At 56.4% G+C, this 14,488-nt stretch carries 13 protein-coding genes and 1 other annotated feature; of the genes, 3 read left to right on the forward strand and 10 right to left on the reverse strand.

The annotated features are described in order from the left end of the window. Positions 1-57: 57 nt before the first annotated feature. From kdsA to kdsB, 3 genes are all read right to left on the reverse strand, one after another. Positions 58-876, reverse strand: a complete 819-nt coding sequence (gene kdsA / locus KJB29_RS09735; RefSeq protein WP_004512090.1) for a 3-deoxy-8-phosphooctulonate synthase — start codon at positions 874-876, stop codon at positions 58-60. A gap of 27 nt (positions 877-903) precedes the next feature. Further along, entirely contained in the window at positions 904-2,520 is a 1,617-nt protein-coding gene (gene pyrG / locus KJB29_RS09740) for a CTP synthase (protein ID WP_004512091.1), read from the reverse strand. A gap of 83 nt (positions 2,521-2,603) precedes the next feature. After that, on the reverse strand, positions 2,604-3,368 hold the full coding sequence (kdsB, locus tag KJB29_RS09745; protein WP_215734414.1) for a 3-deoxy-manno-octulosonate cytidylyltransferase: 765 nt from the start codon (positions 3,366-3,368) through the stop codon (positions 2,604-2,606). 246 nt (positions 3,369-3,614) lie between these two features. Between kdsB and KJB29_RS09750 the strand changes: the two genes are divergently transcribed. Then, entirely contained in the window at positions 3,615-4,373 is a 759-nt protein-coding gene (locus tag KJB29_RS09750) for a phosphorylase family protein (RefSeq protein ID WP_215734415.1), read from the forward strand. Positions 4,374-4,394: 21 nt separating this feature from the next. Here KJB29_RS09750 and KJB29_RS09755 read toward each other — a convergent pair whose 3' ends face one another. The 6 genes from KJB29_RS09755 to KJB29_RS09780 form a co-directional block, all read right to left on the reverse strand. Continuing rightward, entirely contained in the window at positions 4,395-5,264 is an 870-nt protein-coding gene (locus tag KJB29_RS09755; RefSeq protein ID WP_215734416.1) for a carotenoid biosynthesis protein, read from the reverse strand. A 91-nt stretch (positions 5,265-5,355) separates the two neighbouring features. Continuing rightward, on the reverse strand, positions 5,356-6,399 hold the full coding sequence (locus tag KJB29_RS09760) for an MlaD family protein (RefSeq protein ID WP_011365795.1): 1,044 nt from the start codon (positions 6,397-6,399) through the stop codon (positions 5,356-5,358). Between the two features lie 90 nt (positions 6,400-6,489). Next, a complete protein-coding gene (locus tag KJB29_RS09765) occupies positions 6,490-7,257 on the reverse strand; it encodes an MlaE family ABC transporter permease (protein WP_246561060.1) in 768 nt (255 codons plus the stop codon). A 5-nt stretch (positions 7,258-7,262) separates the two neighbouring features. Further along, positions 7,263-8,780: a hypothetical protein gene (locus KJB29_RS09770; protein WP_215734418.1), complete on the reverse strand. Its 1,518-nt coding sequence runs from the start codon at positions 8,778-8,780 to the stop codon at positions 7,263-7,265. Between the two features lie 161 nt (positions 8,781-8,941). After that, complete coding sequence (locus KJB29_RS09775) at positions 8,942-9,469, reverse strand: 3-isopropylmalate dehydratase small subunit (RefSeq protein WP_215734419.1); 528 nt, start codon at positions 9,467-9,469, stop codon at positions 8,942-8,944. Positions 9,470-9,543: 74 nt separating this feature from the next. Then, positions 9,544-10,827, reverse strand: a complete 1,284-nt coding sequence (locus KJB29_RS09780) for a 3-isopropylmalate dehydratase large subunit (protein ID WP_215734420.1) — start codon at positions 10,825-10,827, stop codon at positions 9,544-9,546. Positions 10,828-10,983: 156 nt separating this feature from the next. On the opposite strand from KJB29_RS09780, the gene KJB29_RS09785 reads away from it, so the two are divergent. Together KJB29_RS09785 and KJB29_RS09790 are read left to right on the forward strand one after the other, a co-directional pair. Further along, a complete protein-coding gene (locus tag KJB29_RS09785) occupies positions 10,984-12,012 on the forward strand; it encodes an LOG family protein (RefSeq protein WP_004512100.1) in 1,029 nt (342 codons plus the stop codon). A 206-nt stretch (positions 12,013-12,218) separates the two neighbouring features. Beyond that, on the forward strand, positions 12,219-12,419 hold the full coding sequence (locus KJB29_RS09790) for a cold-shock protein (RefSeq protein WP_004512101.1): 201 nt from the start codon (positions 12,219-12,221) through the stop codon (positions 12,417-12,419). Between the two features lie 128 nt (positions 12,420-12,547). Here the strand turns inward: KJB29_RS09790 and KJB29_RS09795 are convergent, their stop codons facing one another. After that, positions 12,548-14,086, reverse strand: a complete 1,539-nt coding sequence (locus KJB29_RS09795; RefSeq protein ID WP_004512102.1) for a 2-isopropylmalate synthase — start codon at positions 14,084-14,086, stop codon at positions 12,548-12,550. Between the two features lie 101 nt (positions 14,087-14,187). Next, positions 14,188-14,443: a binding site (T-box leader), on the reverse strand. Between the last annotated feature and the right edge of the window lie 45 nt (positions 14,444-14,488).

Genomic DNA, 14,488 nt, shown 5'->3' on the forward strand with positions numbered 1-14,488 from the left:
CGAGGACCAGAAACCGGTAAATGCATCTACCTGCTCCAGGGCGCCCGCTCCAGACTCCTATTTTACTATGGCGTCTATGGCCTTGAGTTTTTTCAGCAGAACGGGAAGGTCGTCAAGGGGGACCGAATTGGGGCCGTCGCAAAGGGCCTTGTCCGGCTCCTCGTGAACCTCCAGAAATACCCCGTCAATGCCCGTTGCCACCGCGGCACGGGAAAGATACTCCACGAACTCTCGCTGTCCGCCGGACGAACCACCCTGCCCCCCCGGGAGCTGGACGCTGTGGGTTGCGTCGAAAACCACCGGAAAACCGAACCGCCGCATGATGGGGAGGCTCCGCATGTCGGACACCAGGTTGTTGTAGCCGAAGGAGGCACCGCGCTCCGTGAGGATGATCCGCTCGTTCCCACTGGCAACGATCTTGCCGACCACATTCTCCATGTCCCACGGGGCAAGAAACTGCCCCTTCTTCACGTTCACCACGCATCCCGTACGGGCTGCTTCCACCAGGAGATCGGTCTGGCGGCAGAGAAACGCCGGAATCTGAAGAATGTCGAGAACCTCTGCCGCAGGCTGCACCTGCTCGATGGAGTGGATGTCGGAGATGACCGGAAGGCCCAGAGACTCCTTGACCTTGGCGAGGATGCGCAGCCCCTCTTTAAGCCCCGGTCCCCGAAAGGCGGTGACCGAGGTGCGGTTCGCCTTGTCATAGGAAGCCTTGAAGATGAGCGGGATCGACAACCCGTTCACGATGGTCATAAGGCGTTCAGCGCAGCGGAGCGTCGCCGTCTCGTTTTCAATAACGCAGGGACCGGCGATAAGCACCAGGGGACGACTGCCCCCCATCTTCACGTTGCCAATGGCGATTTCTCGGGTCATGGGAACCTCGGTACCTAGACGGATGAACTAAGCCTGTGATCTCTTGCCCCGGTGCTCCAGGGCAGCGGCAATGAACGTCCTGAAGAGCGGATGGGGATTGAGGGGCTTGGACTTGAACTCCGGATGGAACTGGCAGCCAAGGAACCAGGGGTGATCCGCCACCTCGACGATCTCGACGAGGTCACCCTCCTTGTAGATGCCGGAGATGACGAGCCCTTTGGAAACCAGAATTTCCCGGAAGGCGTTGTTGAATTCGTAGCGGTGGCGGTGCCGCTCGGAGACGTCAAGGGAGCCATAGGCCCGGTGGGCGAAGGTCCCCTTCGAGAGGGAACAGGGATAGGCCCCAAGTCGCATGGTTCCTCCCTTGCGCTCCACCCCCTTCTGCTCCTCCATAAGATGAATGACCGGATTCGCGCAGTCGGGTCGGAATTCGCTGGAGAAGGCGTTGTCAAGGCCACAGACGTTGCGGGCATACTCGACAACCGCCATTTGCATGCCGAGACAGATGCCGAAAAACGGAACTTTCCGGGTCCGGGCGTACTCGATGGCCTTGATCTTTCCTTCGGTCCCCCGTTCTCCGAACCCGCCCGGCACGAGAATAGCGTCGACGTCGTCCAGAAGACCACCGAGGCCTTCGCTCTCCAGCTTCTCGGAATCGAGGTAGCGGAGGTAAACGCGGCAGTCATTGGCGATCCCGCCGTGGGTTAGGGCCTCGGCAAGGGATTTGTACGATTCGGTGAGGTTCACGTACTTACCGACGATGGCAATGTGAACCTCGCCCTTGAGCGGGTTGCGGAGCTTCTCCACTACGCTTTCCCAAGGGGCCAGGTCCGGGGCCTTGGTCCAGATGTTGAGCTTGTCCACCACCTGGTCGTCGAGCCCCTGCTTGTGAAGGGCGAGGGGGACTGCGTAGATGTGCTCGGCGTCGGCGGAGGTGATGACCCCCTTTTCCTCCACGTTACAGAAGAGGGCGATCTTCGCCTTCATGTCGTGGGGCAGATCCTTCTCACAGCGGCAAATGAGAATATCGGGCTGGATACCAATTTCCCTCAGCTCCTTGACCGAGTGTTGGGTCGGCTTGGTCTTCAACTCGCCGGCGGTCTTGATGTAGGGAACGAGCGTCACGTGGAGATAGAGAACGTTGCCTGCGCCACGGTCGGCCTTGAACTGGCGGATCGCCTCAAGGAACGGCAGCGACTCGATGTCCCCCACGGTGCCCCCAACCTCGACGATGGCCACATCGGCACCCTTGGCATTCTCGAGAATCTTATGTTTGATCTCATCGGTGATGTGGGGAATTACCTGGACGGTCCCTCCCAGGTAATCGCCGCGACGCTCCTTCTCGATGACCGAGAAGTAGACCTGGCCCGTGGTGAAGTTGCTCCGTTTGGAAAGCCGTGCCGACGTATAGCGCTCGTAGTGGCCGAGGTCCAGGTCGGTTTCGGCGCCATCATCAGTAACGAAAACCTCACCATGCTGGAAGGGGGACATGGTACCGGGATCGACGTTAATGTAGGGATCGAGCTTCTGCATGGAAACCCGCAGGCCCCTGGCCTCCAGGAGAGCCCCGAGGGATGCCGAGGCCAGCCCCTTGCCTATGGAGGAAACAACTCCACCGGTCACAAAGATAAACTTGGTTTTCATGAATGCTCCTAAAACAAGCCAATGGTAAGGGACATCAGAAAGGGGATTGCCTGCTTTAACCGTCCCCTCGTGCCCGCGAACCTTCAGATTTGGAATCTCGACAACTTTTCGACGACCTTATCCAGATCGTTCGGCGTATCGACACCGATCGACTCGAAGGACGTTTCCACCACCCTTATGCGGAAGCCGTTCTCCAAAACCCTCAACTGCTCCAGTTTCTCCGCAAGCTCAAGGGGAGTGGGCGCCATCCGGGCGAACGCCAGGAGGAAGTCGCGTCGATAGACATAGAGCCCCACGTGTTTGTAACACAATAGCCGTCCGGTGACGAACGCCTCGTCCTTCAGGTCGTTCCACTTGTCGCGGAAGTTGGGGAGAGGCGAACGGGAGAAGTACAGGGCATCTCCCTCGCGATCGGTTACGACCTTAACCACATTGGGACTCAGGAAATCGTGCAGCGACTTGATACGGCTCTTGAGGGTCCCCATCCGGATCGATGCGTCGGTAACCAGAGGCGTAATTGCCTCGTCGATCATGGCAGGCTCGATAAGGGGTTCATCACCCTGGACGTTCACAATGATATCTGCATCGATGCGGGCAGCAACCTCGGCAAGCCGGTCGGTACCTGTTTCGTGGGTCGCGGAAGTCATTTCCACCCGGCCTCCGAAAGCACGAACGGCTTCGGCAACCCGCTCGTCATCGGTAGCGACAATAACCTCGGACACCAGACCGGCCTTGGCTGTCCGCTCGTAGACATGCTGAACCATTGGCTTGCCAATGATCTCGGCGAGAGCCTTGCCGGGGAAACGGGTCGAGGCGTATCTGGCAGGAATGATTGCTGTTATTTTCATAACAATAGTTCCGGCTCCACCCCACACAAAACACGACGGCACGCATAAACGCCACGCATCGATGATGCCCGGCACTGAGCGCTGAATAAGACAACCGACAATAGTCCTGATGGGGGCAAAAGATTTGCTGCTGCTAGGATTGTGTCCCTTCGGCAGGTGGGACGGATAACGCTACCTCAAAGGCCGTAGCGTGTCAAGGGATGAAATGCGTTGCCGCACGGGGTTCCCTTTGGTACAGTGCCGCCCATGGGTACTATCGGACTTATTGCGGCAATGCCCGACGAGATACGGCCTTTCCTCCGACTGGCAAGCCCTGCGGCACGCTTGCACGGCGGGAGATTCCCCATGTGGCGGTTGCGGGTCGGCAATGATGACATCGTTCTCGTGGAATCAGGGATGGGGATCGACAGGGCGACAGCGGCAACCGATGCGCTCGTGGCTGCAGCCTCGCCGGTCGCCATCCTTTCCTTTGGTTTTGGTGGTGCCGCGTTGCCCGGCCTCAAAGTGGGAGACCTGGCGGTGGGAATGACAAGCTGGTTTGCCGGTACGGAGGGGATTGTCCTCCGCAGGGGAATCGACCGGAACCTGGCCGAAAAGCTGGCCGAAGAGCTCAACAGGATATGCAATGGGGTCACCCGGGGTGAAATTATCACATCCGCCCGGATTCTCAAGAAGGGCGATCTGGCTCATTCACTCCCGAACGGAATATCCTCGCCGATTCTCGACATGGAAACGGCCGCAGTGGCCGAGGCAGCCCACCGGCACGGGATACCAATCGTGGCCCTTCGCGCCATCAGCGACGACGCTGAAGAGGAGCTTGCCTTCTCCCTCGACGAATTCACCGATAAAGACATGGCAATCCGCCCCCTGAAAGTGCTGGCGACCATCGCCCGAAAGCCCTGGATCATCCCCCAGCTTCTGAGGCTTGCCCGCAACTCCCGCATCGCCGGCAAACGGCTCGCCCAGGGGGTTCTGGCAACCGCAGAGTTTCTTTCCCGCGGATAAGGGGCGGGACAGTCCCTCCGTCTATCCTTTGCGGGCCGATGCGACAGACCAGGGGAAGTCCCTCAGATGTTCCGCCAGTTCCTCCTTACGGTATCGGTTAGTGCGGCGGATAATAGTCACTGCCGATATTGCCATGGCGGGGATGATGATGAAAAGGCCGGTCAGCGCCATGAGGCGCTCGCCGATCCAGAGGGTCACACTGAGGTTGAAGACAAGGACCGAGACATAGAGGATCGGCCCATAGAGGGTGCGGAAGGGCGGATTCGCCACCCCTGCCGGTCGTTCGCTCCGACTGCTGCCGCCCCAAGCGTCGATTCGCTGCAGCGCAAAGACGAGCACGAAACTCACGAGCCACCACCCGAGATAGTTGGAAAGGGGGACTCCGAAATGGGCTCCCACCTCCCGGTAGCCGTAGATTTGCCCCAAAAACCAACGGCTCCCCTGGAGCGCCACTGGATCGATAATGATGTCGAGGAAGACCTGAAAAAGGGAGCCCAGAAAGAGAACGGCAAAGGAGTTGCGTAGGGAGCGGGTCTCCAGCGTCACCAGATCCCAGCGCCACGCTTTGATGGGCGCAACAACGAAGATGGCAGTGGCATAGCTGCAGTAGGTGAGAAAGACATAGGAGAGTGAATCGAAAAAGGGTACCCCCGCTATCCAGAGTTCCCGGTCGCGGGTCACGTCGATGTAATAGTACCATCCGTAGGGAATGCCGGTAGTTATGGAACTGAACTCGGAAAGAAATGCAGTAAGGTATCCCACAACCGTGAAGAGAGCTATCTTGCGCCACCCCAGATGGGGAACGGCTGCCACCAGATAAGCGGCGAAAAACGCGAAAACATAGGGACGCATCGTGACGGTCCCGGCGGCAATCCTTAAGATATCCTCCATTTGTTCCTCCTGACAAACGAAGCGCGGAAGCCACTTCATGCGACCCCGCGCCCCGAGAACTTCACGATTTTTCCGCTGCGTGTTATTCGCGCTAGAACAACGTCCCTACCATGCTTCCGATGACTGAAATGGGGCCTGTGTCGGACAGCCCCTCGGTCGCCTTGTCCAGCTTCTTCATGGCTGCCGTGGTGTCGCGGTACAGGGTATCGTCATTCACGAGCTTGCCGAGGGTACCCTGCCCATTATTGATTTTTTTGGCGACCTCCCCTACGTTCTTTGAAGCGTCCCGGAGTTCATTGTAGAGGCTCTCGTCATTCACGAGCTTGCCAACACTCCCCTCACCCCGGTTGATCTTGGCGGCAATCTCCTTGATGTCCTTGGCTCCGTCGTTCAGATTCGCCACGGCCCCCTTGGCATCACGGTAGAAGGCATCGTCGTTGACGAACTTGCCGAGGCTCCCCTCCCCCTTCTCAATCTTCGCGGTGACGTTCTTCATGCTCGCCGCCAGCTCGTTGGTGTTGCGGTAGAGGGATTTGTCGTTGAGAAGGAGGGCCAGCGATCCTTGTCCCCGGTCCATCTTGGTGGTGATACTGTTCATGTTTTCGATGGCGCCCCGCAGGTTCCCCCGGTTTTCGTCAAGCATGGAGGAGACCTTCTGAAACACCTCCTTCTGATTGACGGTCAGGTCCTTGATCAAGACTTTTGCGTCCTTGGCGAGGTCACCTACGTTATCCACGATGACGTCGATATTGGCGGTCTCACGGCTTTTGACCGCACTGCCGGGCGGTAGCACCGGTGCGTCGGGCGACCCGAAGGAGAGACCGAGGAACTGACCTCCGAGGAGGTTGGTGAGCCGGATGGTTGCCACCGAATCGGCTTTGATGGCAGTACCGGGCTTCACCTCGAAAGCCACTTCAACCCGGCTGTCGGCAATGGCAATTTTCGTAATCTTGCCGACCTCCACTCCCGCCAGCCGGACCGGATCGCCCAGCTTGAGGCCTGTGGTGCTTGAGAGATAGGTCTTATAGGGAATGGCCTTTTGAAAGGGGTTCCACTTCTCCCCAAGCTCAAGCATCACCCCGAGAAGCACAAGTCCGGCTATAAAGAAAAATCCGACCTTTTTTTCAATAGACATAATACCTCGCGCCCCCTCCGCACCGGCCTGGGCGGCCGCATTGCACACTATTTTCGCAAACCATGAAATTCCCCGATTGAAATCGACTGTTCAGAGCAGAATCCTCGTCAGAAAATAATCAGCCACCAGAATCAGCATAAATGAGAGGACCACAGCCCTGGTGGTGGACTGGGCGATCCCCCGGGCCCCTCCGGTAGTCTTGAAACCGGTGTAACACGACACCACCCCGATGATACAGCCAAACACCGTGGCCTTGAGAAGCCCGGCACCGACCTCCTTCAACTTGAGCGCCGTATTGAGGCTGTCGTAATAGGTAGAATAGGAAATGAAAATCTTCGGATGCAGGTGACTCAGGAGCGCCCCCCCCAGAATCCCCACGAAATCGGCGTAGATGACCAGCGCCGGAACACAGATGAGGCAGGCGATAAGCCGTGGCATGGCAAGGTAGCGCACGGGGTTGATATCGAGGGTCTTGAGGGCGTCGATTTCCTCATAGACCTTCATGACCCCGATCTCGGCCGCCATGGCTGATCCGGCCCGCCCGGCCACCAGAAAGCTCGTCATGACCGGCCCCAGTTCCCGAACCATGGAGAGCCCCACAATGCCGCCGATGATGTTCTGGGTACCGTACTTCTGAAGCTCGGCCCCGGTCTGGAGCGCCAGGACCATCCCCACGAAGAATGCCATGACTGAAGCCATCGGCAGCGTTTCGTAACCGATGATCGACATCTGGGTAAAGATGCTCAGGATGTTGCGCGGCGCCTCACGAAAAAACCAGACGGTCTGGCAGAGGAGCATGACCATCTCTCCCACGATTTCGTTAAACGCAATCACCCGTTTCCCTACGCGCTCGAACATGCCTGTCACGGTTCAAGCCTCGCACTGTTCGTCATAGTGCTCTCCTGTCCAGCTGCAGCCTCTCCACTCGCATCCCAGGTTATGCCGAAGGGAAGCCAGAAAAGGCTCAGGGTCTTCACCCCTTTATTTTGTCGTAACCGAATGAGTCCCTTCAGCACGGAAACGTCGGCCCGTGTGCCTTCCGAGCGGTATGAAACTAACGGAAACAATTCATAAGCCAGATCATTTCCCCTCCGCTCATGCCAGTAAAGGTTCCAGAGAAACGATACAGTGGAATCACCGGAATCGCTCCACCTCTGGATATAGACCCGCCAGAGGGGAGCCCAGTTCCGCTCGATCCCTTCCTGAGGTAAAATGGGTTCCATAAGTGCCGGAAAGCTGAACTGCTTCACCCCATGAGTGTCCCGATTGAAGACAAAGAGGGGCCAGAGTGTTGTCCGCCGCCGTTCTGCCTGGTCAATGGGCCATTGCTCCCGCAAGTCCGAATACAGGAAAAAAAGAATACGGTCGCGATCACGGCAATAGGTGTCCGACGCAAGCTCGTCGTGCCGATAGAGGGGCCAGAGATACCACCGCTTGAGGGTTTCTTTGCTCCGTTCCTCGGCATAGAAGGGAAGATAGCGCTTTACGTCCCGCTTTTCACCCGAGGCGGTCATGACCAGGGGCCAAAGGTAGCGTCGCTCCTCCTGCTTCGCCTGCCGGTCGCTGGTCCATCCCATAAAAGGCCAGAGGTAGGTACGGGAAGAGAGCCGGGGGGACTCGGTAGCCGAATAAAGGGGGAAAACGGTGAGCCGCTCCGTTGGATTGTCCGTGTCGAGTCCCCTCCGCTCATGGAAGTAGAAGGGCCAGAGGATGAAGCGACGTTCGTAGCTCCCTTCCTTGGCGGCGCTGCCGTATAGGGGCCAGAATTGGATGCCGTTCTCCCCCACCCCTGAGGTGGTCGAGAAAAACGGATAGAGGTAGTTTCGCGTCGTGGTCCCCTTCTTGACCGTGCGACTGTAAAGCGGGAAGAGGGTGTAGTGGATCTCGTCCCGCCAAAATCGCTCATAAAGCGTTCCGTAAAACGGAAATACCGAGGTATACGGCCCATAGGTTTCCGATATGCCGCGAATATAGAACGGAAAGAGCATGGAATCGCTCTTCACCTTGTCCGGCTCATCCTTGCGGAACGTATTAACCTGGAAGAGTTGCAACACCTGAAAGGTCGACACCTCCGGAGCTTCCCGCGACGAGGCGAGCGGATAGAGATAGCTTGTAGTTGCACTCTGCTCCCGTTCATCGACAGTGCGGTAGACAAAGGGACGGACCGCGGTTGTCCTTTCTTCCCCCTGCTGCTGTACCTTGATCAGGGGACCCAGAATCGAAAGATTACTGAAGCCGTTGCCAGGACTCTCCCGATAGTCGAAGAGCGGCCAGAGGGTCACTATCGTTCCCTGCTCCGCCTCGTCCCCTGCCGACGCTTCGAGGGGCGCAGCAAGGAACATCGCGAGAACACAGAGGATAAACAGGATGCGAAGACGCATGGAGGGTAATTCCACCGTGTCAAAAAAATGTACAAACTGATTAAATACTCTCATGAACCGGGGCGAGTCAACAAAAAATCCCCTCTTGCACCCGTTCATAGAGAAAGAGGCCCACGTATGACGCAGGCCTCTCGGAAATGCTCACGGGGTAGATCTACTGCTCAGTATTTCTGGTCGGCATAGTCAACCCACCCGCCTGCGAGGACGAGGGCCTTGTCGAAAGGTGAAACATCGAAGGTAATTATCTCCTTCCTTCCTCCTCCCGAAATGGTCAGGGTCTGCTTTTCAACATCGATGCCGATGGCGGTGTCAGGGCAGTTGTCAAAGGAAAAGAGGAGATCGATCTTCTCCTTCGGCAACTCGATGGCTGCCATGCCACAGTTGAACATGTTCTGTCGGAAAATCCGGGCAAAAGACTCCGCGATAACGGCGGTGATGCCGTTGACCTCGAAAACCCAGGGTGCATGCTCCCGGGAGGAACCGCACCCAAAGTTTGCCCGGGACACGATGACCCGTGCGGACCTGGTCTTCTCACCCTTCGGATCGAAGCCCGGGAGCTTCAAGTCCTCAAGAATATAAGGTTTCAGATCTTCCTTCGTGATTTCGGTCAGGTACTTGGCCGGGATGATTTCATCGGTATTGATATCGGCGCGGTCGAGAAAGAGTACGGGGCCGCCAAATTGTTTCATGGTGCATTCTCCTTGAAAAGTCGGTCACGGGTGGCCAGTATCCAAAAGGGCTACCGTCCCATCCATTAGCATGATTACAGGTACTTCCGGGGATCGGCGATCGCCCCTTCGATGGCCGTTGCTGCGCTCGTAGCCGGAGACATGAGGTGGACCATCCCCCCCTTCCCCATCCGCCCCATGAAGTTGCGGTTCGTGGTGGATGCACAGACCTCCCCTTCAGCCAGGACGCCGTTGCTCATGCCAAGGCAGGCACCGCAGGTGGGATTCGTGACGCAGAAACCCGCCTCCATGAATATGTCGATAAGTCCCTCGGCCATGGCGTCCTGGTAAATCTTCGGCGTGGCCGGGGAGAGAATCCCCCGCACCGACGGGGCAATCTTTTTCCCTTTGAGAATCCGGGCAGCAATCCGCAGATCTTCAAGGCGGCCGTTAGTGCAGGAGCCCAGATAGACTTGATCAACGGGAGAACCGGCAATTTCGCTGATCGGCTTCACCTGATCGGGCTTGTAGCCGAAGGTGACGATCGGCTCGAGGACAGAAACGTCAAAGTCGAGCACCCGCTCGTAGACAGCGTCGTCGTCGGAGCGCCATGTGCTGAACTCGGCGAGGGCAGCTTTTTTGGACGGGTACTCGTTCTCAATGAAGGGCCAGAGGTATTCCACCGTCACCATGTCGGGCATGCAGATGCCGGAGGTGCCTCCCGCCTCGATGGCCATGTTGCAAAGTGTCATCCGCGACTCCATGGTCATGGCGTCCACCACCGGTCCCCGGAACTCCATGACCCGGTCAGTAGCGCCGTTGACGCCGAGCTGGCCGATGACGTAGAGGATGACATCCTTTGCATAAACGCCCTTGGGAAGGGTGCCGTTCAGGTTGATCCGGATGCTCTTGGGCTCACGGAAAGCGCAGACCCCTTTGAGAATACCGACCTCCAGGTCGGTAGTGCCGACACCGGCGGCAAAGGCACCGAAGGCGCCATGGGTGCAGGTATGGGAATCGCCCATGATGACTGTGTAACCGGGGCGGATGTACCCCTTCTCGGGGAAGAGTGCGTGACACACGCCGTTATGCCCCACATCGAAGAAGTCCTTGATGGCGTGTCGCCGTGCCCAGTCGCGCAACATTTTCGCCTGGGTGGCGGTCTTCGAGTCCTTGCTCGGCGTGACGTGATCAATCACCGCCTTGATCTTCGTGGGGTCAAAAACCCGGTCTTTACCTCGCGCCATCAGGTCGGCAATGGCTATGGGAGTGGTAATTTCGTGGCACATCACCACGTCGAGCCGGAGCACCTTGGTGCCGGAAAACGGCTCATCGACCAGGTGGCTTGCAAAAATTTTTTCCGCTGTAGTCTTCCCCATATGAACTACCCTTTCGCAGTGTAATGAAAGTATGGTGGCCACTCTAAACAAAGCCCCCTAATAAATCAACGTAATATTTGTTCGGTCCGGCTTAACATTTGCTTGCACGATTATGGCGTGCTATCATACCCAAATTTCAGAGGGAGTTGGCAGGCAATGGAATTGAACTTTACCCGCACTAATGGCGAAATTGACACTCTGATCGACACCCTCATGGAGAAGGTCGATGCCATCCATCACCCGGCGATGATCCGTGAGATGATCATTTCCGCCCTCAAGTCCGGCCAGGAGTGCGATTATCTGGCAGACCTGAAACTTCTCAACAACACCATGAAGGAGATGCGTTACACTACCAACGTTTTTGCCCCCTACCGGGAGAAACGGAAGGTTACCATTTTCGGGTCGGCGCGCACGGAACCTCAGGAATCTATCTATCAGACATGTGTCCGTTTCAGCCGTAAACTTGCCGAGAAAGGTTTCATGATCATCACCGGTGGCGGACCGGGGATCATGCAGGCAGGAAACGAAGGCGCCGGCAGCGAGCACTCCTTTGCCGTCAACATCCGTCTTCCCTTTGAGCAACAGCCCAATCCAGTCATGCTCAAAAACCCCCGACTCATCAACTACAAGTACTTCTTTAACCGGAAGGTTGCCTTTGTTAAGGAATCGAACGCCCTTGCCGTCTTTCCTGGCGGTTTCGGCACTCTTGACGAGGCAATGGAGGTATTCACCCTCATTCAGACCGGAAAGACCTCACCAAAACCCCTTGTGCTCATTGACGATAACACCGGCTATTGGGATCGCTGGTTCGACTTCGTGAAGAATTGCATACTTGGGAAAGGGTTTATCTCTGCGGAAGACTTCTCCATTTTCACCATAACCCGCGACGAAGACGAAGCAATCCGTGTCATTGATGATTTTTACCGCAATTACCATTCACTCCGGTTCTTCGAAAGAAGGCTCATCATCCGCCTCAACAAGGAGTTGACCCCCGAACAGATCGAGGAACTGGAGAACGAGTTTCCCGAATTACGATTGCCGGGGACCCGCATCCTCCCCTGCGCTCCTCTCCCAGAAGAGGCCGATGAACCCAACCTGTTGAAACTGCCCCGCATCTCTCTGCAGTTCAATCACCAGCATTACGGCCTCCTTATCGCCTTTATCCGAAAGCTCAATATGTTCTAAATACGGAAGGGAAAAACCTTGACAACGTAATTATACGCTGTTAATTTTTTAAAGTAGCAAGTTTCGGAAGCTTTACGCAGCAAATGAAAACCAGAACAAAGACGTACATGCTTTGCGGTTTTCCTGCCCCAAGACTCCGGAAACTTTAGCAACATCCCACGAAGTTCCGGCACTGATCCGGAGGCACCAAAAAAGGAGGTAGGAAAATGGCACAGGGCAAGGTTAAGTGGTTCAACGACGCCAAAGGTTTCGGCTTCATTGAGCAGGAGAACGGGGAGGACGTGTTTGTTCACTTCTCAGCCATCCAGTCCGACGGGTTCAAGACCCTTGCTGAAGGCGAAGCTGTCACCTTCGATGTGGTCACCGGTCCCAAGGGACTCCAGGCAGCCAACGTAAAAAAAGCTTAACTGATTCATCCCCTAACAGACACGAAACCCCGCTGAATTATTCAGCGGGGTTTCGTTTTTTCAGACAAGCGCCTCATTGAAATCTCAACTGTCGGCGAGAGCCACCGAGGTCTCTCACCGACATCAGATCACAGACTTTCGTGGATTCGCTCTATCTTTGCATTGAGTCGATTGAGCGCGTTGATGTAAGCCTTTGCCGACGCCTCAATTATGTCTGTGGAAGAACCTCGCCCCACAACCGTTTCGTTGCCGTCTGTCACCCGCACGGTCACTTCGCCCTGGGCATCGGTTCCGCCGGTAATGGATCCGACATTATACTGCTGAAGCTTCGCCTTGGTCTTGGTTAGCTTCTTGATTGCCTTGAGAGTCGCATCAACCGGTCCATCCCCCAGCTCGGCAGTTCGCACCGCCGTACCGTCAATCTCCATTTGCACCGTCGAAGTGGCGACCGCAAAGGAACCGCACGTGACCGTGATATGAGAGAGCCGGAACTTCTCCGCCGGACGCATCACTTCGTCTGCAACCAGTGCGTCAAGATCTTCGTCGAAAACCTCTTTCTTCAGATCAGCCAAGGCCTTGAAACGCTCAAAGGCGCGGTTCAGGTCTTCATCGGAAAGCTCGTACCCAAGTTCCGCAAGCCGCTTCTTGAATGCGTGACGTCCCGAATGCTTGCCGAGCACCAATACGTTCGTCTTGAGCCCGATTGATTCCGGAGTCATGATTTCGTAGGTCGATTTCTCCATGAGCACGCCATGCTGATGTATGCCCGACTCATGGGCAAAGGCGTTGGCCCCCACAATCGCCTTGTTGGGCTGAACCCCGATGCCGGTAATAGTGGAGAGAAGCCGACTGGCAGGGACGATCTGCTCGTGGTCAACGTTTGTCCTGAAGGGGAGGATGTCGTGGCGGGTCTTGATGGCCATGACGAACTCTTCAAGAGAGCAGTTTCCCGCCCGCTCACCAATGCCGTTGATGGTACACTCCACCTGACCTGCCCCAGCCTGAACCGCCGCAATGGAGTTCGCCACGGAAAGCCCCAGGTCATTGTGGCAATGGACTGAAATTACTGCCTTTTCGATATTGGAAACGTTTTCCTTGAGGTGACGGATGATGTTGAAGTACTCGAAGGGGATCGTGTAGCCGACAGTATCGGGAATATTCACCGTCGTGACTCCGGCGTCGATCACCGCCTCCACCATTTGCACCAAGAAGGCCAAGTCGGTACGGACGGCATCCTCGCAGGAAAATTCCACATTTGGCGTGTAGGATTTCGCTCGTTTCACCGCTTTGACCGCATTCTCAAGAACCTGCTCACGGGTCATCTTCAGCTTGTACTTCATGTGGATATCAGAGGTGGCGATAAAAGTATGAATACGCCCCTTCTCACCTGCGTACTTAAGTGCCTCCCAGGCCCGGTCGATATCCTTGTCGCTGGAACGGCAAAGGCCAGCGATCTCCGGTCCCTTGATGGTCTGGGCAACCCGTTTGACCGCCTCGAAATCCCCCTCGGAAGCGATGGGAAATCCCGCTTCGATGACATCGACGTTCAGCTTCAGAAGCTGCTTGGCAACCCGCAGTTTCTCATCGATGTTCATGCTGTTGCCCGGCGACTGCTCGCCGTCGCGAAGCGTTGTATCGAAAATCTTGATGGTCTTCAGTTCCGCCATGGTCTACCTCCCTTTGCGTGATGGCTGTCTCATGCCACCGACGGGTCGATCAAGGCCGTCAGTGTTCACGTGAGCCCAAAACAAAAAAAGCCTTCGCCCAGACAAGGGACGAAGACTTTGCTCCGTGGTACCACCCTTTTTATCCTCCCCAAATGAGTAAAACCCTCACTGAAGTGGACCTCATTATTCCCTTCACGCGGGCGACGTCTCCGACTAGGGGACACAGGTCATGTCCGCGTTCACCGGAGCAGCTCCGAGGCGAGTTCATCCGTCCTTATACCGGTTCGCACCACCCACCGGCTCTCTGGAAACTGCACAATAAGGATGAGGACTACTACTCCTCTTCTCTGCCTTTACGATTTGTCCTGTGATAATAGAAAACAACGAGACAGCGTGTCAAGA

This window comes from Geobacter grbiciae, from assembly GCF_018531165.1.
Lineage (GTDB): Bacteria > Desulfobacterota > Desulfuromonadia > Geobacterales > Geobacteraceae > Geobacter > Geobacter metallireducens.

Excerpts from the sequence above, each read along its gene's own strand:
- pyrG (WP_004512091.1), bottom strand. The coding sequence starts at position 2,520 with ATGAAAACCAAGTTTATCTTTGTGACCGGTGGAGTTGTTTCCTCCATA.
- KJB29_RS09785 (WP_004512100.1), top strand. The coding sequence starts at position 10,984 with ATGGAATTGAACTTTACCCGCACTAATGGCGAAATTGACACTCTGATC.
- kdsB (WP_215734414.1), bottom strand. The coding sequence starts at position 3,368 with ATGAAAATAACAGCAATCATTCCTGCCAGATACGCCTCGACCCGTTTC.
- KJB29_RS09775 (WP_215734419.1), bottom strand. The coding sequence starts at position 9,469 with ATGAAACAATTTGGCGGCCCCGTACTCTTTCTCGACCGCGCCGATATC.
- KJB29_RS09790 (WP_004512101.1), top strand. The coding sequence starts at position 12,219 with ATGGCACAGGGCAAGGTTAAGTGGTTCAACGACGCCAAAGGTTTCGGC.
- KJB29_RS09755 (WP_215734416.1), bottom strand. The coding sequence starts at position 5,264 with ATGGAGGATATCTTAAGGATTGCCGCCGGGACCGTCACGATGCGTCCC.
- kdsA (WP_004512090.1), bottom strand. The coding sequence starts at position 876 with ATGACCCGAGAAATCGCCATTGGCAACGTGAAGATGGGGGGCAGTCGT.
- KJB29_RS09760 (WP_011365795.1), bottom strand. The coding sequence starts at position 6,399 with ATGTCTATTGAAAAAAAGGTCGGATTTTTCTTTATAGCCGGACTTGTG.
- KJB29_RS09780 (WP_215734420.1), bottom strand. The coding sequence starts at position 10,827 with ATGGGGAAGACTACAGCGGAAAAAATTTTTGCAAGCCACCTGGTCGAT.
- KJB29_RS09770 (WP_215734418.1), bottom strand. The coding sequence starts at position 8,780 with ATGCGTCTTCGCATCCTGTTTATCCTCTGTGTTCTCGCGATGTTCCTT.
- KJB29_RS09750 (WP_215734415.1), top strand. The coding sequence starts at position 3,615 with ATGGGTACTATCGGACTTATTGCGGCAATGCCCGACGAGATACGGCCT.
- KJB29_RS09765 (WP_246561060.1), bottom strand. The coding sequence starts at position 7,257 with ATGTTCGAGCGCGTAGGGAAACGGGTGATTGCGTTTAACGAAATCGTG.
- KJB29_RS09795 (WP_004512102.1), bottom strand. The coding sequence starts at position 14,086 with ATGGCGGAACTGAAGACCATCAAGATTTTCGATACAACGCTTCGCGAC.